This is a genomic window from Collinsella sp. HCP3S3_E11 (assembly GCF_052067375.1).
Classification (GTDB): domain Bacteria; phylum Actinomycetota; class Coriobacteriia; order Coriobacteriales; family Coriobacteriaceae; genus Collinsella.
The window spans coordinates 378,840-402,227 of sequence record NZ_JBQHQI010000001.1 but is presented as its reverse complement, the minus strand read 5'-3'; the positions used below and the strand labels follow the sequence as shown (position 1 = coordinate 402,227).

The window sequence follows — 23,388 nt, the reverse complement described above, 5'->3', positions numbered from 1 at the left end:
ATCTACCATTTCTACCCCGTCCCCAAGTGGCAGGCGGGGCCGTTGGGGTTGGGAAAGGTGCCGTTTACCGCTTGACGTTTTGCAGCTGTGGCGGTGGAGTACACTCGGGGGTGTTGAATTTCCTGCCAGAGATGGGGATGCCCATGCAACATATCGATCGGATTATCCGCTCTAAGAACGTCTTTACCTCGCAAGATGGCATCGATACCGCCCGTGAGCTGGCGATTGCCATCGCAGGCGACCGTATCGTCGCAGTCGGCAAGCCCGATGACGTGATCGCCGCCGCGCCTGCCGCCACGCCGGTTATCGACTACGGCGAGCAGTTTGTCTGCCCCGGTTTCCATGACGCTCATCTGCACTTCTTTCATACCTCGGTCGGTTCCTCGCCGTATATGCTCATGGATGGGGGCACGTCCGAGGTGGCGCTGGTGCAGCACGTGCTCGAGTTTTCCCAGGATCTGCCCGACGACGCTTGGGTTGTGACGCAGGGCTGGCGCGACTACCGTTGGGACCCGCCCGAGCATCCTACCAAGGCGTCGCTCGATGCGGTATTTCCCGATCGTCCCTGCGTTATGTACTCGGGCGACGGCCACACGCTGTGGCTCAACAGTCGCGCTCTCGAGGCGCTCGGCGTCACGCGCGACAGCGAGCCGCCAGCGGGCGGCAGCTACGACAAGGACGCAAACGGTGAGCTCACGGGCATTGCTCACGAGGCGGCCGCCATGCAGCTGTTGCCGCGCTGCCTAGAGTGGCTGGGCGAAGATCGCATCGCAAGCGCTTACGCCGATCAAATGAGGCGCATGGCCGAGCAGGGCATCACCTCGATCTGCGACATGTCGCTCATGCCCATGCCGGGCTGCGATTTTATCCGCGACGACGTCTACGACAAACTGCAGACAGCCGGCAAGCTGGGCATTCGTGCCCATCTGTTCCCCACGCTGCTGGATGACCAGTCGCGTCTAGAAGAGCTGCAGGCACGTTACGCGAACAACGCACTGCTTTCGGCGCCGGGCTTTAAGCAGTTCTTTGACGGCGTGTCGAGCGAACATACGGCATATCTCACCGAGCCCTATACCAATCCGCGCTTCCCGGGCGACCAAGGCCGTCTGACGGTTTCCGCCGAGCGCATGCGCAAGCTGGTTCTGGCGGCTGCGGAGCGCGGCCGCGCCGTGCGCATCCACGTTATCGGCGACGGTGCGATTCATGCCGCGCTGGATATCTTCGAGGAAGCCGCCGGTCTGTACGGCCTGCCCCAGCACGGCCACAACACGCTCGAGCACCTGGAGAACCTCCTGCCCGAGGACATCGACCGCCTGCGCAAGCTCAACGTCGTCGCCTCGAGCCAGCCCTGCCACATTACGCTCGACCCGGGTGGACCGGAGCGCGATTTGGGCTTGGAGCGCAGCCGCATCATGTGGCCGTTCGCAACCTATAAGCAGCGCGGCATTCGCCAAGCCTTCGGTACCGACAGCCCCATCACGCCCGTTACCAGCATGGACGTGCTCTACACGGCTATCACGCGCCAGGACCCCAAAAGCCACTGGCCCGAGGGCGGCTGGTTGCCGAGCGAGCGCATCGACGCGGCAACGGCTTTGCGCAACTACACTTTGGGCAGCGCCTATGCAGCAGGCGACGAGCAAAACCTCGGCAGCTTGGAGCCCGGCAAGTATGCTGACCTGGTAGTCCTGGACCAAAACCCGCTCACCGTTGACCCCCAAGAGCTGCAAGCCACCAACGTTCAGGCCACCTACCTGGCAGGTAACGTAATCTACGAGCGCTGATGCTCATGCCGTGTCGTTAAACGCGGCCCGGGCGACTTATTTTGGGATGGCGCTCGAGCCACGTCTGCATATCGGTGGGGACTCGTTATGAGCGTCCCTGCTCTGCCGGATTTGTGCGTGGGGTGGAGGCGCTGCTGCCCCGCGCGTTCAAATTGGACATTTGCAATGCTGCCTCATGGTGTTTTGCATACTTCCCATTACAGATTGCATAAAAAGGTTGGGATGTTCTTTCTGGCCCTGATGTACCCCCGCCTGGGCCGTGCAAAAAACGGAGTATTCAGCACTGCGAGCTCTGCCGGCGCCGTTGCGGTCGGGTAATGTCATGGGGATTGACGTCATTTTGGCGTCCGGGCAGGCACGAGGCATGCCTTTATGCCCTGATGGGGTCTGCCTGCCGACCCAAATCGCCGGTCGGAGGCGTCCTTGGGACCAGTAAGATGTGTCTGGCGCGTATACAGCCATCCTGGTCTGCTGAATACTCCCAAAAATGCACGGTGCTCCCCAGGGGACCCGTGCGTGCAGCGAAAGCCATGCCCATGTTCCCATCCGCATCGCCATTTTGCTGCACTGACGTTTCTGAATGCCGCGCCCGAACTAGTTAACTTGGCTCCCGTGTGGCTCCGGAGGGGCGGGGCATAAGGTTTGTCGTGAGTTCCGCACGAGCCGAAGGCCACGTAATGTGGCCTTCGTGCGAGCAGGACTGCCCGAGCAGGAAACCTTATGCCCCGCCCCTCCGGAGCCACACGGGAGCTGCGCACAAGTTATCCCCCCGGCATTCAGAAAATCTAAGTGCCAAAAAATAAGATTTTTTGACTCTGTGTTGTATAACCCGCCATTCGTGGGTACCATTCAACGCGTACGCAAACAAATAGGGTTAATTCGCGTGGCATAACCACGCGGCCCAAAAAGGAGGAGACAAGCATGTCGTCTTTGAAGCCGCTTGCAGATCGTGTTCTGGTCAAGCCCGACGAGGCCGAGCAGAAGACCGCTTCTGGTCTGTATATCGCCAGCAACGCTCAGGAGAAGCCGCAGCGCGGCACCGTCATTGCCGTTGGCGCTGGCAAGGTCAACGACAAGGGTGAGCGCATCCCCATGGACGTCAAGGAAGGCGACGTTGTCATCTACGGCAAGTTCGGTGGCAACGAGGTCAAGGTCGACGGCGAGAAGTATCTGCTGATGCGCGCCGACGACATTTACGCCGTCGTCGAGGCCTAGTCTCATCAGGCTCTCTGATTCGTCTTTGAACGCGGTCGCCGCATAGGACTCGGAAGCGGCGACGTGAGTCACATTTCTTTTGGAGGATTACCTACCATGGCAAAGAACATTACGTTCAATACCGATGCCCGCGCTAAGCTCGCCAAGGGCGTCAACACTCTGGCCGATGCCGTTACCGTCACCATGGGCCCCAAGGGCCGCTATGTCGCCCTGCAGCGCACGTTCGGTGCCCCGACCATCACCAACGACGGCGTTTCCGTCGCCAAGGAGATCGAGCTCGAGGACAACATCGAGAACATGGGTGCCCAGCTGGTGAAGGAGGTCGCCACCAAGACCAACGACACCGTGGGTGACGGCACCACCACCGCAACCCTGCTCGCTCAGGCCATCGTTAACGACGGCCTGCGCAACGTCGCCGCTGGCGCCAACCCGCTGGCCATCCGTCGCGGCATCGACAAGGCCGTCAACGCCGCCGTCGCCGAGATGAAGAAGCAGGCCAAGCCGGTCGAGACCAAGGAGCAGATTGCTTCCGTCGGTACCATCTCCGCCGGTGACCCCGAGGTCGGCGAGAAGATCGCCGAGGCCATGGAAGTCGTGGGCAAGGACGGCGTCATCACCGTCGAGGATTCCCAGACGTTCGACATCACCATCGACACCGTTGAGGGCATGCAGTTCGATAAGGGCTACGTCTCCGCTTACTTCGTCACGGACAACGACCGCATGGAGGCCGTGATGAAGGATCCGTACATCCTCATCACCGACCAGAAGATCTCCAGCGTCCAGGACATCATGCCTGTTCTCGAGGCTGTCCAGCGCGCTGGCCGTGGCCTGCTCATCATCGCTGAGGACATCGACGGCGAGGCTCTGCCCACCCTCGTCCTCAACAAGATCCGCGGCGCCCTCAACGTCTGCGCCGTCAAGGCTCCGGGCTACGGCGATCGCCGCAAGCGCATTCTCGAGGACATCGCCGTCCTCACCGGTGGTCAGGCTGCTCTGGACGAGCTGGGCGTGAAGGTCGCTGATATCACCGCCGATATGCTCGGTACCGCTAAGTCCGTCACCATCTCCAAGGACAACACCGTCATCGTCGGCGGCGCTGGCTCCAAGGAGGCCATCGACGCCCGTATTGCTCAGATCAAGGGCGAGATGGAGAACACCACCTCTGACTTCGACCGCGAGAAGCTCCAGGAGCGCCTGGCCAAGCTCTCCGGTGGCGTTGCCGTCATCAAGGTCGGCGCTGCCACCGAGTCCGAGCTCAAGGAGATTAAGCACCGCGTCGAGGACGCCCTGCAGGCAACCCGCGCTGCTGTCGAGGAGGGCATTGTCGCTGGCGGCGGCGTCGCCTTCATGGACGCTGTTCCTGCGCTCGATGCAGTCGAGATCGACGACCCCGAGGAGAAGATCGGCGTCGACATCGTCAAGAAGGCTCTGACCGCTCCGGTCGCAACCATTGCCAAGAACGCTGGCTTTGAGGGCGCTGTCGTGGTCGACAAGGTCGCCGAGCTGCCCGCTGGCCAGGGTCTCAACTCTGCCAGCGGCGAGTGGGGCGACATGATCGAGATGGGCGTCCTCGACCCCGTCAAGGTCAGCCGCGTCACCCTGCAGAACGCTGCTTCTGTCGCCAGCCTGATCCTCATCACCGAGGCCACGGTTTCCGATGTGCCCAAGAACACTCAGCTTGAGGATGCTATCGCTGCTGCTACCGCTGGTCAGCAGGGCGGCGGTATGTACTAAGGCCGACAAGGTCTAGAACTCCCACCGGGAATCCGGGGGCGTGACGGGGCTTCTCTCCGGAACGTCCTCGGACATGCAAAGAGGCTCCGCATCGCGCTTCGCGCTGCGGAGCCTCTTTGCGTCCTGCGGAATGTTCCGGAGAGAAGCCCCGTCACGCCCCCGGATCCCCTACGTTTACGGCCTTGAGGTCGGCTCGCGGAGAAGGACATGGTTGATGGGGGTACGTGTCCCTTTCGCTGTTTCGCGGCTTTGCCGCGAAAAGCGCGTTACTTTGGGGAGGGTGGGGAACGTGGTTGTTGCGGCAACTGATCCCCACCATAAATTACCTTTGGCGTACTTGCGCGAAAGCCTGCCCGTGCTAGACTTGGAATTGCTGTTTCAGGGCGGGGTGAAATTCCCCACTGGCGGTAAATCGGACGGTGCCAGAGGGGCGCCGTGGCGCAGGCGCGGTACCTGCGTCCGAGCCGATGAGTCCGCGACCCGTGCGTGCGTTGGTTCGCATGCCGGCTGAACTGGTGAGATCCCAGTACCAACGGTTAGAGTCCGGATGAAAGAGGCAGGTGATCTTATGTCTGAACAGTCGCAGCATATCCATTTTGAGAACACGAATAGGTGGAGCACCAAACAGCTCGTTACCATGGCGCTGATGTGTGCCTTGGGCGCCCTGTTTATGTACGTGCAGCTGCCCATCCTTCCTTCGGCGCCGTTTTTGACCTACGATCCGTCGCTGGTGCCAGCGATGGTGTGCGGTTTTGCGTATGGTCCCGGCACCGGTATTGCTGTTGCCGCTATGGCTATCGTTATTCACGCGCTCACCACGGGTGACTGGGTCGGTGCACTTATGAACCTGGTTGCCACGCTGGGCTACATTCTGCCCGCGGCTATCGTCTACCAGAAGATGCATACCTATAAGGGTGCCGTGATTGGCCTGGTGTTCGGCGTCATTGCCGCTACGGCACTGTCTATGGTCGCAAACCTTACCATTGGCGTATGGTTCTGGTATGGCTCGGTCGATGCGATCGCCCCGCTCATGGTTCCTGCCGTGCTGCCGTTCAACCTTATCAAGACCGTGCTCAACTCGGTGCTCACGCTTGCAGTGTACAAGGCGGTCTCCAACCTCATCACGCCTAAAAAGAACCAGGTCAAAGGCCGCGCATGATTGATTGTCGAGGCGTTTCCTTTAGCTATGACGGTGTCACGCCGGCGCTCGACGGTATCGATCTGAACATCGAGGATGGCGAGTTTTTCTGCATCCTCGGCGGCAATGGGTCGGGCAAGTCGACGTTTGCCAAGCATCTGAATGTGCTGCTGCAGCCCGATGCAGGCGCGGTGCGTATCAACGGCATGGATGCGTCCGATCCCGAGCTGGTCTACGACATTCGTTCGACCGCGGGCATGGTGTTCCAGAATCCCGATGATCAGCTGGTGGCAACGCTTGTCGAAGATGACGTTGCGTTTGGTCCCGAAAACCTTGGCGTGCCATCGGCGCAAATTGCGCAGCGCGTACGCGAGGCGCTGAAGGGTGTGGGCCTGGTGGGCTTTGAGCGCCACGAGACCCATGCACTTTCGGGCGGCCAAAAGCAGCGCGTGGCGCTTGCCGGCGTGCTCGCCATGGAACCGCGCGTGCTCATATTGGACGAGGCTTCCTCGATGCTCGATCCGCGTGGACGTAAGGGCCTCATGAAGGTTTGCCGCGCGTTGCACGATCGCGGCATGACCATCGTGATGATTACGCACTTTATGGAAGAGGCCGCCGAGGCCGATCGTGTCGCGGTGTTTCGGGCGGGGCGCGTTGCCATGCTCGGTGCGCCCGAGGAAATCTTGACGCGGGCGGACGAACTTGCCCAGCTCAACCTGGATATGCCGGCGTCGTGCTGTCTAGGTAGGGCACTCCGCGCGAAGGGCGTACCCGTTTGCGCGCAGGTGCGTGAGGTGGATATGGTCGCCGAGATTGCACAGGTTTATGCTGAGCGGAGCGGGGCGGACGTCGCTGGGCGGCCCTCCGCATCCGATTCTCGTGTGCTTGACCATGTATCCTCTGCAGCCGACGGGATGGTCGCGTCGGAACCCGTCATCGAGATTTCGCACCTCTCGCATAGTTACACGCTGAGCGCCCGCGAGCGCCGCCGATGGCGCAAGCGCTCGACCACTGTGGGCGCATCGGGCAAACAGGCTCTTTGGGGCAACGATCCAAACAGCCCCTGGGCGCTACGTGATGTTTCGCTGACGGTGCGTCGCGGCGAGTTTCTGGGCCTGGCGGGTCATACCGGCTCGGGTAAATCAACGCTGGTTCAGCATCTCAACGGGCTGATTCGTCCACAGGAGGGGAGCGTTTGCGCACTGGGGCTCGACCTATCAAGCAAGAAAGGCGCCGTCGCGGTTAAGGCCAAGGTCGGCGTGGTGTTTCAGTATCCCGAGCGCCAGCTATTTGCCGAGACCGTGGCGCAGGACGTGGCGTTTGGCCCGCGCAACCTTGGCCTGCCGCAAGACGAGGTTGTTCGTCGTGTCGCAACATCGCTTGCGCGCGTGGGCCTCGACCTTGCCGCGATAGGCGACAAGAGCCCCTTTGAGCTTTCGGGCGGTCAGCAGCGCCGCGTGGCGTTTGCCGGCGTGCTCGCCATGGAGCCCGAGGTCCTGGTGCTCGACGAGCCCATGGCGGGGCTCGATCCGGCTGCGCGCAGGGATTTCCTGGCGCTCATCGATCGGCTCCATCGTGAGGGCCTGACCGTTGTCATGGTTTCGCACAGCATGGATGACCTGGCAAATTGTTGTGACCGTATCGTTGTGATGAACGAGGGCGCGGTGTTTGCCGAGGGAACGCCCGCACAGGTTTTTGCGCACGCGAACGAGCTCAAATCGATCGGTTTGGGCGTTCCCGCTGCGCAGCGCATGGCATTGTCGCTCGTGCAAGCCGGTGTGCCGCTCCGCTGCGACAAGCTTTATACGGTTGAGGCGCTGGCCGACGAGTTGGCCGGCATGCTGCTAGGCTGCGCGGACGGACCTTTGAGGGCGTCGCGTCAGGCTGGTTCCAAGATGGCCACGCAAGAGGAGGGCTGCTAATGGAGGCATTCTCATTTGGCAGCTACTATCCGGGGGAAAGTGCGCTGCATCGCCTGGATCCGCGCACTAAGTTGCTCCTAGGTTTCGCATTTCTGATCACTGCGCTCACCGTCGGCAGCTTCCGCGGGCTGCTTCCGGTCGCAATTTTTGTCGTGCTGGTCTATGTCGCGGCCCGGGTTCCGTTGCGTCGGGTCCTATCGTCGATGGCACCACTGCTGGCGATTGTCGTGGTGGTCGCGGTGCTCAACCTGTTTTCCGATCAGAGTGGCCGCATTTTGTGGCAGTTTGGCTTTTTGCAGGTGAGCGAGGGCTCGCTGCGTTCTGCGACGTTTATGGCGTGTCGCCTGACGATGATGATGGCCGGCATGAGCGCCATTACGCTCACCACGCCGACGCTCGACCTCACCGCGGGTTTTGAGCGCCTGCTCGCACCATTCGCGCGCGTGGGGCTTCCGGCGCACGAGCTCAGCATGATTATGGGTATCGCACTGCGGTTTATGCCACAATTTGCCACCGAGATGAAACAGACGGCCGATGCACAGGCAAGCCGTGGCGCGCGCGTGACGGGCGGTCCGCTCGGTGGCGTGCGCATGCTCGGCAGTGTGGCGATTCCGCTGTTTACTGGCGTGTTCCGTCATGCCGAGACGCTTTCGGCCGCCATGGATGCGCGCTGCTATCACGGCGAGCGGGGACGCACGCGTCTGCATGCGCTTACGTTTGGCCGCGGGGATGCACTGGCCGCGGTGGCGATGGCGCTGCTGGTGGCATGCGTTGTCGTTATCAATCTTCAACTCGTCTAAGCTCGATTCGAGCGCAAGAAAGGGGTCTCTATGACCGACATCGATCGCACGGCTCAGCTCGAGCGCGTCTGCTCGTATCTCAGGCGCATTCCGGCGTGGTATCTTGCCACGACCGATGCAAACGACGGGCATCAGCCCCGCGTGAGGCCGTTTTCGTTTGCCATGGTCGATAACGACAAGCTGTGGTTTTGCACGTCGCGCGACAAGGACGTGTGGGCGGAGTTGAGCAAGAATCCCAAGTTTGAGGTATCGGGCTGGAAGCCGGGGGAGTGCTGGATCGTGTTAACTGGCGAGGCCGCACTCGAGGACGATGCATTCGTGAGTGACAAGGTGCGCCAGACGGGCTTTAAGCACATGGTGGGCATTGGCGAGCAACACGATAGTGCCAACGATGGCCGCCTTGCGTTCTTCTCGGTCCGCAACATCGCCGCGCGGTTCTGCGATATCGACGGCAGCGAAGAGCTCCTCGAGCTTTAATTTCCCAAATTAGCTGCCCATTCCAAAAAGACTGGTCAGATGACAGGAGGAAACGTGGACGGATTGAATACGGTGCTGGAGTATCTGACGTCGGTGCCGGCGTGGTACCTAGCGACGAGCGTGGACGGGCAGCCGCATGTGCGTCCGTTCTCGTTTGCGCAGATTCAGGACGGCAAGCTGTGGTTTGTAACGGCGCGCACCAAAGATGTGTGGCAAGAGCTGCTGCAAAACCAGCGCTTTGAGGCCACGAGTTGGTGGCCGGGCCATGGTTGGTTGATCCTGCGCGGACGTGCGGGTCTGGACGACCGGGCTTCGGATGAAATGCGCGAGTCCGGGTGGAAACATCTTGAGCGCTTGAGCGAGCACTATGAGGGGCCTAACGATCCCACGCTCGTCTTCTTTAGCGTCGAGGACCCCGAGGCTTTTATCTGCAATCACGACGAATGGGTTCCGGTCGAGCTCTAGGCTGCTCTGGGCGACCCTTAAGTTTGGTATTCCGTATAAGGTGGGCTCTGCATTGGCCAGCAGCATGATGCGCTGCGGCTAATGCAGAGCTCGCTTTTTTTGTCAATTCTTTCAAGCGAATGTGTCGGGTATGTTTCAATGCATTAAGACACAAATTATTTGCGTAAATATGCATTCTCGGGTGCTAAAGTTTCAACCTACCTCATAACGACGGCTGCGGAATGCACAATGACGCATAAGACCGCAGACAAGGAGTCCGATATGTCTTTAAAGGTTGGAATCGTCGGCGCGGCTGGATATGCCGGCGCCGAGCTTATTCGCCTCGTGCTCGGCCATCCCGAGTTTGAACTTGTTGCCATTACGTCCAACGCCGATGCCGGCCAGCTGCTGTCCGCGGTGTATCCGAGCTTTGCTGGCGTGAGCGATCTGGTTTTCACCACGCATGACGCCCCTGAACTCAAGAGCTGCGATGCGGTTTTTCTCGCCGTGCCGCACACGGCTGCCATGGCACAGGTGCCTGCTCTGCTTGCGTCGGGTGTCTCTTGCTTTGATCTTTCGGCCGATTACCGTCTGAGCGACGCGTCCGTCTTTGAGACATGGTATGCCGCCGAGCACACGAGCCCCGAGTTGCTCAAGACACGTGCCTTCGGTCTGCCCGAGTTGTTCTGCCAGGACTTAGAGACCGCTGCTTCCAGCCATGCCGCTGGCAGACCCGTGCTGGTCGCCTGCGCCGGTTGCTATCCCACCGCAACGAGTCTTGCTGCCGCGCCTGCCGTGCGTGCGGGCTGGGTGGCCCAGAGCGGCCCCGTAGTCGTCGACGCCATCAGTGGCGTGACGGGTGCCGGTAAGTCGTGCAACACCCGCACCCATTTTTGCAGCGCGGACGAGAATCTGGAGGCCTATGGCGTAGGAAAACATCGCCATACGCCAGAAATCGAGCAAATTCTGGGCCTTACCGATCGCGTCGTCTTTACTCCGCACCTGGCACCGCTCAAGCGCGGCCTGCTCTCTACGGTGACGCTGCCGCTCGCAACGCAGGCTCTCGAAGCGCTGACTCTTGAGGATGCCGTCGACCATTACAAGAAGTTCTACGCCGGTCGTACCTTTGTGCGCGTGCTCGATGCCGGCCAGCAACCCAAGACGGCTTCGGTTGTCGGTACCAATGCCGCCCAGATCGGCCTTGCACTCAACAAGCGTGCGGGCGTGCTGGTGGCGACGGGCGCCATCGACAATTTGTGCAAGGGCGCTGCGGGCCAGGCGGTCCAGTGCGCCAACATCGTCTTTGGTTTTGACGAGCGACGAGGCTTGCCCACAGTGGCGTGCCCGGTGTAGCACATTCGATTATTAACGATTTGGTAGTCGGGTATCGAGTTTGGCGCCACTTTTAAGCTGGTCTCATGATTCTGGCTGGCATGGCGCACCAACCGATGCCCATTTTTTGTTTGACATAAGGAGTCGTAAAGACGATGAATGCTGAGCAGTTCGATATCAAGATTCGTGCCGTAGAGGGCGGCGTAACGGCGGCAGCCGGCTTTAAGGCGGCGGGCATCCATGCCGGATTCCGCAAGAATCCCGAGCGTCTGGATTACGCGCTCGTTGTGCCCGATAAACCCTGTCCCGGCGCCGGCGTGTTTACGACCAACCGCTTTTGTGCGGCGCCCGTGCAGGTGAGCCGTGCCAACCTGGGCGGTACGGACAAGGGCTATGGCATCATCGCCGGTGTTTCAATCAACTCCGGCAACGCGAACGCCGCCACGGGCGAGACCGGCCTTGCCTGTGCGCGCGAGACGTGCAATATCGCCTCGCAGGTCATTGGCTGTGAACCCCAACAGATTTTAGTTGCCTCCACGGGCGTGATCGGACAGATTCTGCCGATCGACACGTTTGAGACGGCAATTCCGTCCGCCTACGAGGCACTCTCTGCCCATGGCGGCGCCGATGCAGCCCGTGCCATCATGACGACCGATACGCATTCCAAGGAGTATGCCGTTCGCTACCGCAGTGAGGCTGTGGGCCATGTGGGCAACGCTTATACGGTGGGCGGCATGTGCAAGGGATCGGGCATGATCATGCCCAATATGGCCACCATGATCGCGGTCATTACTACCGATGCCCCCGTCGAGTCGGCGGCGCTCCACACCCTACTGCTCTCGACCGTTAAACAGACCTTTAATAAAGTGACGGTCGATTCCGATACCTCGACCAACGACACCTGTATCATGCTGGCTTCTGGCGCTGCCGCCGCGGATGCCGAGGCCATCGTCGAGGGCACTGACGCCTTTGACGAGCTGGACTTTGCCGTTCACGAGGTGTGCGAGAGCCTGGCGCGTAACATCGCGGCCGATGGCGAGGGTGCGTCAAAGCTCGTGACGGTTAACGTCACCGGCGCCGCCAACGACGAGGAAGCCGATATCGCCGCCCGTGCCGTCGCCAACTCGCCGCTCGTCAAGACCTGCATCGCTGGCCACGACTGCAATTGGGGTCGCGTTGCCATGGCGCTCGGCAAGTGCGGCGTAAAGTTTAATCAGGAAGACGTTTCCATCGACATGATGGGCATGCCCGTCTGCCGCGATGGCCTGACTGTTCCTTTTGATGAGGACGAGGCCCTGCGACGTTTTGAGGCGCCCGAGATCGTGATTTCGGCCGACCTGGGCGCAGGCGACGCGGCAACGACCGTGTGGACCTGTGACCTCACGCACGAGTACATCTCAATCAATGGTGACTACCGCTCCTAGACTCCAGGCACGCTGCGCATCTCGCCGCGATTGCGGGCAGCGGAGCACAGCGCGATAACGATACGAAAGACGAGGCAGATTATGAAATTCGCACGCGATTGTCGTTCGAGCGAATCCAACGAAGCAACTGCGCAGCTGCTGTTCGAAGCGCTGCCGTGGATTAAAAACCTGACCGGCAAGACGGTCGTTATCAAGTATGGCGGGGCCGCCATGGTAGACGAGCAACTGCGTTGCGACGTGATGAGCGACATCGTTTTGCTCAAGATTATCGGCATGCGCCCCGTCATCGTGCATGGCGGCGGTAAAGCCATCAACGAGGCGCTGAGCCATTACGATATGCCCGTCGAGTTTAAGAACGGTCAGCGCGTGACCACGCCGGCGACCATGGATATCGTGCGCGAGGTGCTGGGCGGCAAGGTTAACCAAGAGCTGGTGGCGGCAATCAACCACCACGGTAACTTGGCCGTGGGCGTATCGGGCAGCGACGCCGGCACGCTCATCGCCGAGCCGCTCGACCCCGAGCTCGGACGCGTGGGCAAAGTGACGCATGTCAACACCGACTACATCGAGAACTTGCTCGATAGCGAGTATATTCCCGTCATCGCTACCGTCGCGGCGGGGGAGGACGGTGGCTTCTTCAATATCAACGCCGACACCGCCGCCGGTGCCGTTGCGGCGGCGCTCCACGCGCACAAGGCGATCTTTTTGACCGACGTCGACGGCCTGTACAAGGACTTTAGCGATAAAGACTCGCTCATCTCCAACCTAACGCTCGACGAGGTTAATGAGATGCTCTACGGTGGCGAGGTCGATAAGGGCATGATTCCCAAACTGCGCGCGGCCGTCGATGCGCTTGTCGGCGGCGTATTTCGCGCTCACATCATTAACGGTACCACGCCGCATTCGCTGCTCCTGGAGCTGCTGACCGATGCCGGCGTCGGCACCGTGATCCACTCTACCGAGACGGCCTACGAATTTGATACGCACCCGCACCCGCTTTCGACCTTTGCGGCGCGCCTGACCGAGAACCTCGACGAGGTCGAGAAGCTCCAGACGGTCTAGCTGGTTAGAAATCGTCACACCGTTACACCCACAGTCCGCGCCACCTGGCGCTTAACGAAAGGCATCTCATGTCACTTGCAGCTCAACAATCGCTCGAATCCCACTACGTTATGCAAACCTTTGGCCGCTCGCCGGTCGAGTTTGTCGAGGGCCACGGCATGAAGCTCACCGGCGACGACGGTCGCGAATATCTCGATTTTCTTGCAGGTATTGGCGTATGCAGCCTAGGCCACGGCAACCCGGCGGTGCTCTCGGCGCTCGAGGCCCAGGCCAAAAAGCTCCTGCATGTCTCCAACTACTTCTACATTGAGCAGCGCGGCCAGGTCGCGGCGTTGCTGTCCAAGCTCGCCAACGACGATGCGGACGGTGCGCGCGTGCTTGCCGACGCGATTGCCGCTGGCGACGAGACCACGGCGGCGGCGCTTGGCGCTCCGGCTGCGGTCGAGCAGGTGTGGGAGACGTTCTTTGCCAATTCCGGTGCCGAGGCCAACGAGGGGTCTATGAAACTCGCGCGTCTGTATGCCAAACGTGCCGGCAACGGTGGCAACACCATCGTGTGTATGCGCGGCGGATTTCATGGTCGTACGCTCGAGACCATTGCCGCGACCATGCAGGATTGGCTGCAGGACAGTTTCCGCCCGCTGCCGGGTGGCTTTGTGGCATGCACACCCAACGATGTAGATGAACTGCGTGCAATTTTTAAGCAGTTGGGAAGCGAGATTTGCGCTGTGATGCTCGAGCCGATCCAGGGCGAAAGCGGTGTGCATCCCATGACCGAGGAGTTTATGGCTGCGGCGCGCGACTTGGCACACGAGGTGGGTGCCGTGCTTATCGCCGACGAGGTCCAGTGTGGTATTTTCCGCTCCGGCAAGCCGTTCGCGTTTCAGACTTATGGTGTGGAGCCCGATATCATGAGTCTTGCCAAGGGCATCGCCGACGGCGTGCCCATGGGTGCCGTGGTGGCAAAGAAAGAAATCGCTGACATCTTTAAGCCCGGCGACCATGGTTCGACCTTCGGCGGCAGCTGCTTGGCCATCGCGGCGTGTGCCGCGACGCTCTCCGCGCTTGTGCGCGGTGACTACGCAGACCATGCCGCCAAGGTGGGTGCCTATATGGAGGCAAGGCTCGCCAAGCTGCCGCATGTTACCGAGGTGCGTGGTCGCGGCCTAATGCTCGGCTGCGATTTGGACGATGCTGCGGGTGATGCGCACGACGTTGTGGCTCGCGCATTGGTGGCTGGTGCCGTGATTAACGCTACAGGTGCACATACACTGCGCTTCCTGCCACCGCTCGTGTGCGAGGAAGCCGATGTGGACAGCTTAATCGAGATCCTGGCGGGTGTTTTAGCTTAGCGCCATCAGGCATAGCAGTTTGAAGCGGGTTCCAGACCGTCACGTGCCGTTTGGCGCACGATTGGGCAAACTGGAGCCCGTTTTGCTATCGATTTACCATGGCTGGGATAGGCCGTGTGCAAAAAAGAAAGGCCCCCATCGCTGGGAGCCTTTTCAATCAAGTGGTGGGCGATGAGGGATTCGAACCCCCAGCCTTGTGCGTGTAAAGCACCTGCGCTAACCGTTGCGCCAATCGCCCGCGGGAATTGAGTATAGCGGAAACCCTGCGGGGTTCACCGCTAATTCATAACGAAATCTAAGCGGAGACTTCGGTGCCCTTGTTCTCGTCGATAAAGAAGCGCTTGTACCAAATGAGGAACGTCAGCGTGGTATAGATCTTGCGCTGGTTGAGCGCGCGGCCCTCAAAGTGATCATCGAGCAGCTTCATGAGCGCATCGGTGTCAAAGAAATCGGCAGCCCACGGTGCGGTGAAGTACTCCTTGACGTAGTCGTAGTATTTCTGCTCGCGCAGCCAGAACTTAACTGGCACCGGGAAGCCAACCTTCTTGCGTGTTGCCCACTCATCGGGCAGCGTGCGATTGGCGGCGTGGCGCAGGACAAGTTTGCAGCCCTCTTCGTTGACACGGTAGTTGGCGGGAATATGCTCGGCGAACTCCATGACCTTTTTGTCCAGGAACGGAACGCGGAGCTCCAGGGAGTGCGCCATGCACATCTTGTCTGCCTTGAGCAGGATGTCGCCCGGAAGCCACATGTTCATATCCAGATATTGCTTCTTAGAGAGCTCGCAGCAGTCGGGGACCTGCTTGTAGTACTCTGCGCACATTTCGGAGGCGTTCTTGCCGGTGTCGTAAGCTGGCTTGAGAACCTCGTCAACCTCGGACGGGTCGAACACCTTTGCCTGGCCCACGTACCAGCGCTCGGGGACCTCGGCGCACTTGGTCAGGAAGTTGTGACCCTTAAAGTAGGGGAGATGCTGAACGAGCGAGCCCAGGGCACGGCGCACGCCGAGCGGCACGCGCTTCTTGAATGATCGCATCTCGGGGGTGTCCTCGTACCACTCGTAGCCGGCAAACAGCTCGTCGGCGCCCTCGCCCGAAAGGACGACGGTAACTTCCTCGGCGGCCATCTGTGCCAGATAGTACAGCGGTACGCTGGAGAGGTTCGATTGCGGCTCGTCCATGTGGTACTGGATATCGGGTAGTGCGTCGAAGAACTCGTCGGCGGTGATCATCTTGCGCACGTTCTTAATGCCAAGCTTGTCGGAAAGCTCGGCGGCGTAGTTGGTCTCGTTGAAGTTCTTGTAGTCAAAGCCGACGGAATACGTGGTGTCGGGCATGAGGCAGGCGGCAATGTAGCTGGAGTCGACGCCGCCGGAGAGGAACGAGCCAACTTTAACATCGGCGATGCGGTGCGCGGCAACGCTCTCGTGCACGACCTTGTCGCACTCGTCCACGTACTCCTCGAAGCTCTTGGAGTTGTCATCGGTAAAGTCGCAGCTCCAGTAGCGCTTGATGTCCATAGTGTTGGTCGTAAGGTCGTACGTAAAGCAATGCGCGGGGGCAAGCTTGAACACGCCCTTAAAGAACGTCTCCTCCGTGGCAGGGAACTGCAGCGTGAGGTAGGGACGCAGCGCGTCGCGGTTGACGGCCTTCTCAAACTTGGGGTGGTCCAGGAAGCTCTTGATCTCGGAGCCAAACAGCAGCGAGCCGTCGGAGGCCCGGTAGTAATAGAACGGCTTGATGCCAAAGATGTCACGGGCGCCGAAGAGCTTGTTCCTGTTCTGGTCGTGAATCACGAACGCATACATGCCGCGCAGGCGGTTGACCAGGTCCTCGCCCCACGCCTCGTAGCCGTGCACCAGGACCTCGGTGTCGGCGTTGCAGTGGAAGACGTAGCCGGCAGCCTCGAGCTCGGCGCGAAGCTCCTGGAAGTTGTAGATCTCGCCGTTGAAGACGATGGTGACCTTGCCGTCATCGCTCGACATGGGCTGAGCGCCAGCCTCGGAAAGGTCGAGAATCGAAAGACGGCGGAAGCCGAGGGCGACGTTATCGACGATGTGCTGGCCACCCATATCCGGCCCGCGATGGATGATGCGATTCATCATGGCCGTGAGAACCAGCTCACTCTGTTCATCTGTACCGGTAAAACCGACAAAACCGCACATGCAAGATCCTTTCTGCTGACGGCTTAGGTGCGCTGCCGCAAGGTTTGCAGCAGTCGATATCAATCAATCCTTACTATCATGCCAATCTTTTGCTTCGTGATGGGGCATAAGCGCCGAGGGGACCGAAAAACCACGGCCCGCACGTTGGGTGAAGCGGCGGGCCGTGACTGCGACGATTGCTGTGTGCGAGAGCGCGAGAGGGGCTAGCGCTTGCCGCGCTTGGCAAGGCGGTGCTCTACCTTGGCGACGACGTGGATGAGCGGAATCGTCACAACCAGATAGTAGGGTGCGGCGCAAATGTAGGATGTGATGTTGCCCGTGGTGGCCGTGAGGTTTTTTGGAGAACAGCATGAGTTCCATGACGCCGACGCTCGAAAACAGCGACGTGTCCTTGTAGAGCATAACAAACTCACTGGTCATCCCCGCATCGCGCGCATTTGTAGGGCGGGGGTTTTGTTATTTCGAATTAACCGTGCGCTGGTCCTTGCAAGTTTTTAGGGTGCTGAGACACTCGCAAGGTCAGGTGGCATATTAGGATGGTTGATAATACAGGGGCGCGACCGGATTCATCTGGGACGGTTTTTGCTCTTTTAAGGTTAGGTTTAGCGAGAAAGGTCGTTATATGTCGGGTGCGACGAAGGAGAAGCTGGCTTTGATGCGCTATGTGGAGCTGCTCGAGGCCGAGGCCCTTGTTGTTTCCAAGCCGGATACTCTTTGCGACCAGCGCATCGAGTTTGCGACCGACGACTCGCGCCAGGTGCGTCCGGGCACATTGTTTGTCTGCAAGGGCCGTGCGTTCAAGCCCGAGTATCTGGTCTCGGCGATTGCCGAAGGCGCCGTGGCGTACGTGTCCGAGGTTGATTACGACGTCGATATTCCCGCTGTGATCGTCAACGATATCCGCCGCACGCTCGCTGTGGTGGCGGACGCCTATTACGGTCATCCCTCGGGCAAGGTGAAGGTCTGCGCTTTTACGGGCACCAAGGGCAAGTCGACCTGCAGCTTTTATCTGCGTGGCATTCTTGCCAACGAGGCTAAGCTCACGGGCCGTCATCGACCAGCCCTCAACACGGGTATCGAGTTCGATGACGGTATCGAGGCCGGCCCTTCTAAGCTAACGACCCCCGAGTCCTTCCTTTTGCAGTCGCGTATCGCACATGCCGCCGAGGCGGGCGCTCCGTGGCTGGTCATGGAGGCGTCGAGCCAGGGCCTCAAATACGAGCGTACGGGCAAGATTGACTTTGAAGTGGGCGCCTTTACCAATATCGGTGAGGACCATATCTCGCCGATCGAGCACCCCACGCTCGAGGATTACTTTGCCAGCAAGCTCAAGATTTTTTCGCAGAGCCGCTTTGCCGTGGTCAACCTCGATATGGACCACGTCGACCGCGTGCTCGAGGCGGCGTCCCGCTGCGAGCGCACGGTGACGTTCTCGCTGACCGATGGACGCGCCGACGTGCGTGCGTTGGCCATTCGCAACGGCGATTGCGGCGTGATCGCCACGGTCCGCACGCCGCGCTTTACACGTGACATCGTGATCCCCACGCCCGTCAAGTTCAACGTGTCCAATGCGCTTGCCGCGATTGCCTGCGCCGAGGCCCTCGGCATTTCCGAAGAGGGCATCGTCCATGGCTTTGAGGGCGTCTTTGTTCCCGGTCGCATGGAGCTCTATCCGTCTGCATCGGGCAAGATTTTGGGCGTCGTTGACTATGCGCACAACGGCATGAGCCTCGAGACGCTTTTGCGCGACCTGCGCGAGAACTATCCCGAGCGCGAGCTGGCGGTTGTCTTTGGTGCAACGGGAGGCAAGGGTGTCGATCGCCGTACTACGATGGGTATCGCTGCCGGCAAGTACGCCGATCGCATCGTGATTACCGAGGATGACCCGGGCCCCGAGGACGTCGAGGACATCTGCGCCGAGATCGCGCGCAATGTCCAGGCGCAGGGAAACGATAGCTGGCAGATCGTGTGCGACCGCGCCGCCGCTATCGAGACGGCCGTGCGCGAGACCGACCGCCCCGCTGTGGTTATCGTGACCGGCAAGGGCGAGGAGGAGTGCATGCTGCGCAAGAACGGACCCGAGCCCTGCGAGCGTGATGGCTCGGTTCTCAAACGCATCCTTGCGGCGTACGACGCCTAAGCGCCGCTGCCTTTAGGATGGCGTTTGCGAATCATCGACGCCCGATGATGCGGTGCCTCTCAAGCGTGTTCACCTTAGGGAAAACGCGGTACCAAGATTAAGTCTTTTCTACGTAATAAATGGAGTGACCATGTCCCACAACACCCTGCCGACCGTTGCCGAGCTTTCGGGCGAGATGCGCGAGCGCCTTGCCAAGGTCAAGTACGTCTTTACCGATCTGGACGCCACGATGCTCGCGCCCGGCTCGTGCGTGCTGCGCGACAACGACGGCAATCCCTCGACCAAGCTCGTCGAGGCCGTCGTGGCGCTTGCCCGCGCTGGCATCCAGGTAATTCCCACCTCGGGTCGCAACCGCACCATGATCCACGAAGATGCCCGCGTGCTCGGCCTCAACTCCTACATTGGCGAGATGGGTGGTCTGGTCATGTACGACCTCAAGGCCAACGACTGGGAGTATCTGACCGGCGACATGCCTTACGACCCCGCCTGCGGCCTTACGCCGCACCAGGTGATTGAGCAGACCGGCGTGTGCGAGAAGATTCTCGCTCGCTGGCCGCACAAGATCGAGTACCACAACGACATGTCGACTGGCTATAAGTACCGCGAGGTCACCGTCGGCATGCGCGGCGATATTCCCGATGACGAGGCGCAGGCCATCCTCGACGAGGCCGGCTGCGGTCTGGTCTGGGCCTGCAACGGCCACTTGACTCATCTGTCCAAGCCGACGACCCTCGAGCTCGATCGCGTCGAGGACGGTCGTGCCTTTAACATCAATCCGTCGGGTCTCGACAAGGGCGTGGCGGTCGCGCGTTTCTGCGAGCATCTGGGCATCGAGCGCGACGAGACGCTGGCACTCGGCGATTCCGAGTCTGATTTCTACATGGCCGACCACGTGGGCACGTTCTGCCTGGTCGAGAACGGTCTGACCAGCGCCGGCGCGTCCGAGTTTCTTGCGTCCTGCGATAACGCCTTTGTCACGCGCGGCAGGATCGTTGACGGCTGGGCGGCGACGGCGGAGCTGCTCGTCGCGGCCCGTTCATAGCGCAGTGCCGTTACGCTTGGCCATATCTTTTCGAGAGAATCTGGTGAGGTAATGTCCGATATCGAGAATCTGGCCGGTGATACGCGCCCCATCGGCGTGTTCGACTCGGGCCTGGGCGGCTTGACGGTTGCGCGCGCGATTGCGACGGCGCTTCCGCACGAGTCCGTCTACTACTTTGGCGATACCAAGCGCTGCCCTTACGGCACCCGCACCGAGGACGAGGTGCGCTCGTTTGCGCTACAGGCGGGGCGCTGGCTTTCGAGACACGACGTCAAGATCATGGTCATCGCCTGCAATACGGCGACGGCAGCGGCGCTTCGCCTGGCTCAGCAGGTGCTCGATGTCCCCGTGATTGGCGTAATCGCGCCGGGCGCGCGTGCCGCCATCAACAGCACCCGCACGCGCCGTGTGGGCGTGCTCGCCACCAACCTCACCATCCGCTCGGGCGCCTACACGCGCGCCATCCAGGACTTGGATGCCGGCGTGGACGTGTATGGCTGCCCTGCCTCGAGCTTTGTCGAGGTTGTCGAGCACGAGCTCGCCTCGGGCGCGCATCTGCAGGAGCAGTGGCTCGAGAACGAGGATATTTTTGATACGCCAGCCGTTCGCGCGCTGGTCAACGCCACTGTCGAGCCACTGCACGATCGTGGCATCGATACCGTGGTGCTCGGCTGTACGCACTTTCCGCTGCTGGTGGGTCCCATCCGTCATGCGTTGGGGCCCGGGGTGCGCGTGGTGAGCTCCGCCGAGGAGACCACCCGCGAGCTGACCGATATCCTCACGCGCCGTGAGCAGCTGGCGGGCAACACCGCCGAGCCGCAGCATCGCTTTGCCACCACGTCCGACAACATTGCCGAGTTTGCGGTGGCGGGCAGCTTTATCTTTGGCCAGCCGCTCAAAAGCATCGAGCATGTCGATATCGACGAACTCGGTTAGGCACGCAATGTCGCCGGAGTCTTCGCCACATCTTTTGCCGAAAGGATAGTTCCATGGAATATATGCAGGTCAACCGCGCCAACGGCCGCGCCGCAAACGAGCTGCGTCCCGTTAAGCTCACCCGCGGCGTCATGAAGCACGCCCACGGCTCGTGCCTGGCAGAGTTTGGTGACACGCGCGTGCTGTGCGCCGCCACCATCGAGGAGGGCGTTCCGGGCTGGCGCAAGGGCGCTAAGGCCGGTTGGGTAACGGCGGAATATGCGATGCTGCCGGCGTCGACCGGCAAGCGCTGCAAGCGCGAACATGCCAACCGCAAGGGCCGTTCCATGGAGATCGAGCGCTTGATCGGCCGCAGCCTGCGCACCGTCGTCAATATGAAGGCGCTCGGCGAGTACACCGTTACCGTTGACTGCGATGTGATCCAGGCCGATGGCGGCACGCGTACGGCGAGCATCACCGGCGCCTGGGTGGCGCTGCACGACGCCCTTGCCATGTGGGTCGAGGTGGGCAAGCTCGAGCGCATTCCGCTTACCGGTCAGGTTGCCGCTATTTCCATGGGCGTCGTCGACGGCAACGCCCTGCTCGACTTGGATTATTCCGAGGACAGCCACGCCGAGGTCGACATGAACCTCGTCGCCACCGACTCCGGCGAGATGATCGAGCTCCAGGGTACCGGCGAGCAGGCGCCCTTCGACCGCAAGCGCCTCAACGCCCTGCTCGATCTGGGCGACAAGGGCATCGCCGAGCTCATCGAGCTTCAGCGTCAAGCCCTCGCCTAACCTGCCAAAAGGGGATGTTGATTTTGGCAGGTTTAATCTGCGAAAACGCCGAAGTATAAGACTGCCGTTGATTGAGAGGGGAGAGGCCGAGGCCCTCGTCGTCCTCTACACGGCATTGCTATAAGAGACAAGGAGGCCAGCTATGGCACTTGAGAAGATTGACATCGACACCCTCGACCCGGCGGCGACCATTGTTGTGGCCACGGGTAACGCCCATAAGCTCACCGAGATCGAGGCCATTTTGGGCAAGGTCATGCCCGAGGTGCGCTTTGTGGCGCTCGGCCAGCTGGGCGATTTTGAGGACCCCGAGGAAAACGGCACGACGTTTTTGGAGAACGCCATCATCAAGGCGCAGGCTGCGGTCGAGGAGACGGGCCTTATGGCCATCGCCGACGATTCCGGCTTGGTCGTCGACGCGCTGGACGGTGAGCCGGGTGTGTATAGCGCGCGTTATGCGGGCGTACACGGCGATGATGCCGCCAACAATGCCAAACTTCTCGTTAATCTGGAAGGCGTGGCAGACGAGAATCGCACCGCACGCTTTATGAGCGTCGTTGCGCTCATCGACCAAGACGGCCTGGTCACCTATGGCGAGGGTGCCTGCGAGGGCGTTATCGCACACGAGGGCCGCGGCGACCACGGCTTTGGCTACGACCCGCTGTTCCTGCCGGTCGATACGCCGGGCAAGACTATGGCCGAGCTCACAGCGGACGAGAAGAACGCCATCAGCCATCGTTTCCATGCACTCGAGCACCTGTCCGCCAAACTCACGGGCGAGGAGTAGGCCGTGCGTGCGGTGGTGCAGCGCGTGCTCAACGCCGGTGTGACGGTCGACGGCGAGTGCGTGGGCCGCATTGGGCGCGGCTATCTGGTATTGCTGGGTGTGGGCCATGGCGATACGCGTGCCGAGGCCGATAAACTATGGGGCAAGCTCCGCGGGCTGCGTATCAACGAGGACGAGAACGGCAAGACTAACTTGGCGCTTGCCGATGTCGACGGCGAGGTGCTCGTGGTGTCGCAGTTTACGCTGTTTGCCGATTGCCGCCACGGCCGTCGTCCGTCGTTTACGGATGCTGGCGCGCCCGATGTCGCCAACGAGCTTTATGAGTACTTTCTGACGCTCGTCGCCCAGGACGTCGACCACGTGGCGCACGGCATCTTTGGCGCCGACATGAAAGTCGACCTGGTCAACGACGGCCCGTTCACCATTGTCCTCGATACCGACAATCTGTAAGTAGCCTAATTAGCTACTTGCGTGGGGTTGTAACAGGGTGCTATAGTATTAGAGTTTTGTCTATCTTAGGGGTATTATCCCCTTTTTGAATTGCACCTTCTGGAGGCCCTGTTCATGGAAGAGATGGAAGTCAATTACGTCGACGACATCCACGAGAAGCTGACCGATATGGTGGGCGATCGCGTCAAGGTGAAGGCCAACATGGGCCGTACCCGCGTTGTCGAGCGCATGGGTACCATCAAGAGCGTCCACCCGGCTGTCTTTATCGTCGAGGTTGACGAGCGCCGCGGCCGCAAGTCGCGTCAGTCCTACCAGTACATCGACGTCCTTACCGGTCAGGTTGAACTGTTCGACCCCGAGAGCGGCGAGCACATCTTTACTCCGCTCGGCAACCAGCTCGAGGAGCATTAAC

General features: G+C 60.7%; 20 protein-coding genes, 1 tRNA gene and 1 riboswitch. Of the genes, 19 read left to right on the top strand and 2 right to left on the bottom strand.

Going from position 1 to position 23,388, the window contains the following annotated elements:
- The first annotated feature begins 137 nt into the window (after window positions 1-137).
- The 12 genes from ACTM86_RS01710 to ACTM86_RS01655 all read left to right on the top strand — a co-directional run bounded on the left by ACTM86_RS01710 (window position 138) and on the right by ACTM86_RS01655 (window position 14,681).
- On the top strand, window positions 138-1,781 hold the full coding sequence (locus ACTM86_RS01710) for an amidohydrolase (RefSeq protein WP_441015146.1): 1,644 nt from the start codon (window positions 138-140) through the stop codon (window positions 1,779-1,781).
- Window positions 1,782-2,702: 921 nt separating this feature from the next.
- A complete protein-coding gene (gene groES, locus ACTM86_RS01705; RefSeq protein ID WP_154514813.1) occupies window positions 2,703-2,996 on the top strand; it encodes a co-chaperone GroES in 294 nt (97 codons plus the stop codon).
- Between the two features lie 96 nt (window positions 2,997-3,092).
- A complete protein-coding gene (groL, locus tag ACTM86_RS01700; RefSeq protein ID WP_154514811.1) occupies window positions 3,093-4,730 on the top strand; it encodes a chaperonin GroEL in 1,638 nt (545 codons plus the stop codon).
- Between the two features lie 370 nt (window positions 4,731-5,100).
- Window positions 5,101-5,293: riboswitch (FMN riboswitch) on the top strand.
- 5 nt (window positions 5,294-5,298) lie between these two features.
- A complete protein-coding gene (locus ACTM86_RS01695; RefSeq protein WP_441015145.1) occupies window positions 5,299-5,889 on the top strand; it encodes an ECF transporter S component in 591 nt (196 codons plus the stop codon).
- Window positions 5,886-7,790: an energy-coupling factor transporter ATPase gene (locus ACTM86_RS01690; protein ID WP_441015143.1), complete on the top strand. Its 1,905-nt coding sequence runs from the start codon at window positions 5,886-5,888 to the stop codon at window positions 7,788-7,790. Before ACTM86_RS01695 ends, ACTM86_RS01690 begins: the two co-directional genes overlap by 4 nt.
- The gene (locus tag ACTM86_RS01685) at window positions 7,790-8,590 is read left to right on the top strand and encodes an energy-coupling factor transporter transmembrane component T family protein (protein WP_441015141.1); all 801 of its coding nucleotides are present in this window, start codon (window positions 7,790-7,792) and stop codon (window positions 8,588-8,590) included. Before ACTM86_RS01690 ends, ACTM86_RS01685 begins: the two co-directional genes overlap by 1 nt.
- Window positions 8,591-8,620: 30 nt before the next feature.
- A complete protein-coding gene (locus ACTM86_RS01680; protein WP_154514803.1) occupies window positions 8,621-9,067 on the top strand; it encodes a pyridoxamine 5'-phosphate oxidase family protein in 447 nt (148 codons plus the stop codon).
- Window positions 9,068-9,121: 54 nt separating this feature from the next.
- A complete protein-coding gene (locus ACTM86_RS01675) occupies window positions 9,122-9,532 on the top strand; it encodes a pyridoxamine 5'-phosphate oxidase family protein (RefSeq protein WP_441015139.1) in 411 nt (136 codons plus the stop codon).
- A 261-nt stretch (window positions 9,533-9,793) separates the two neighbouring features.
- Complete coding sequence (argC, locus tag ACTM86_RS01670; protein WP_427727000.1) at window positions 9,794-10,864, top strand: N-acetyl-gamma-glutamyl-phosphate reductase; 1,071 nt, start codon at window positions 9,794-9,796, stop codon at window positions 10,862-10,864.
- A gap of 134 nt (window positions 10,865-10,998) precedes the next feature.
- The gene (gene argJ, locus ACTM86_RS01665; RefSeq protein ID WP_441015137.1) at window positions 10,999-12,267 is read left to right on the top strand and encodes a bifunctional glutamate N-acetyltransferase/amino-acid acetyltransferase ArgJ; all 1,269 of its coding nucleotides are present in this window, start codon (window positions 10,999-11,001) and stop codon (window positions 12,265-12,267) included.
- A gap of 81 nt (window positions 12,268-12,348) precedes the next feature.
- Window positions 12,349-13,329: an acetylglutamate kinase gene (gene argB / locus ACTM86_RS01660; RefSeq protein WP_441015135.1), complete on the top strand. Its 981-nt coding sequence runs from the start codon at window positions 12,349-12,351 to the stop codon at window positions 13,327-13,329.
- 68 nt (window positions 13,330-13,397) lie between these two features.
- Window positions 13,398-14,681 carry an aminotransferase class III-fold pyridoxal phosphate-dependent enzyme gene (locus ACTM86_RS01655; protein ID WP_441015133.1) on the top strand — a complete coding sequence of 428 codons (1,284 nt, stop codon included), beginning with the start codon at window positions 13,398-13,400 and terminating at the stop codon, window positions 14,679-14,681.
- A 162-nt stretch (window positions 14,682-14,843) separates the two neighbouring features.
- Here the strand turns inward: ACTM86_RS01655 and ACTM86_RS01650 are convergent.
- Window positions 14,844-14,919: transfer RNA gene (locus ACTM86_RS01650), tRNA-Val, on the bottom strand.
- A 57-nt stretch (window positions 14,920-14,976) separates the two neighbouring features.
- Complete coding sequence (gene asnB / locus ACTM86_RS01645; RefSeq protein WP_441015131.1) at window positions 14,977-16,845, bottom strand: asparagine synthase (glutamine-hydrolyzing); 1,869 nt, start codon at window positions 16,843-16,845, stop codon at window positions 14,977-14,979.
- 622 nt (window positions 16,846-17,467) lie between these two features.
- Between asnB and ACTM86_RS01640 the strand changes: the two genes are divergently transcribed.
- From ACTM86_RS01640 to ACTM86_RS01610, 7 genes are all read left to right on the top strand, one after another.
- Window positions 17,468-18,985 (top strand): Mur ligase family protein, encoded by a 1,518-nt coding sequence (locus ACTM86_RS01640; RefSeq protein WP_441015129.1) that lies wholly within the window; start codon window positions 17,468-17,470, stop codon window positions 18,983-18,985.
- Window positions 18,986-19,115: 130 nt separating this feature from the next.
- Window positions 19,116-20,027, top strand: coding sequence for an HAD family hydrolase (locus tag ACTM86_RS01635; RefSeq protein ID WP_427793596.1), 912 nt, complete (start codon window positions 19,116-19,118; stop codon window positions 20,025-20,027).
- A 51-nt stretch (window positions 20,028-20,078) separates the two neighbouring features.
- Window positions 20,079-20,963 (top strand): glutamate racemase, encoded by an 885-nt coding sequence (gene murI / locus ACTM86_RS01630; RefSeq protein ID WP_117769301.1) that lies wholly within the window; start codon window positions 20,079-20,081, stop codon window positions 20,961-20,963.
- A gap of 53 nt (window positions 20,964-21,016) precedes the next feature.
- Window positions 21,017-21,742: a ribonuclease PH gene (gene rph, locus ACTM86_RS01625; RefSeq protein ID WP_441015127.1), complete on the top strand. Its 726-nt coding sequence runs from the start codon at window positions 21,017-21,019 to the stop codon at window positions 21,740-21,742.
- 142 nt (window positions 21,743-21,884) lie between these two features.
- Window positions 21,885-22,526, top strand: a complete 642-nt coding sequence (gene rdgB / locus ACTM86_RS01620) for an RdgB/HAM1 family non-canonical purine NTP pyrophosphatase (protein WP_441015125.1) — start codon at window positions 21,885-21,887, stop codon at window positions 22,524-22,526.
- A gap of 3 nt (window positions 22,527-22,529) precedes the next feature.
- Window positions 22,530-22,976: a D-aminoacyl-tRNA deacylase gene (gene dtd / locus ACTM86_RS01615; RefSeq protein WP_117797049.1), complete on the top strand. Its 447-nt coding sequence runs from the start codon at window positions 22,530-22,532 to the stop codon at window positions 22,974-22,976.
- A 114-nt stretch (window positions 22,977-23,090) separates the two neighbouring features.
- Window positions 23,091-23,387 carry a Veg family protein gene (locus ACTM86_RS01610; protein ID WP_118206416.1) on the top strand — a complete coding sequence of 99 codons (297 nt, stop codon included), beginning with the start codon at window positions 23,091-23,093 and terminating at the stop codon, window positions 23,385-23,387.
- Window position 23,388: the final 1 nt, after the last annotated feature.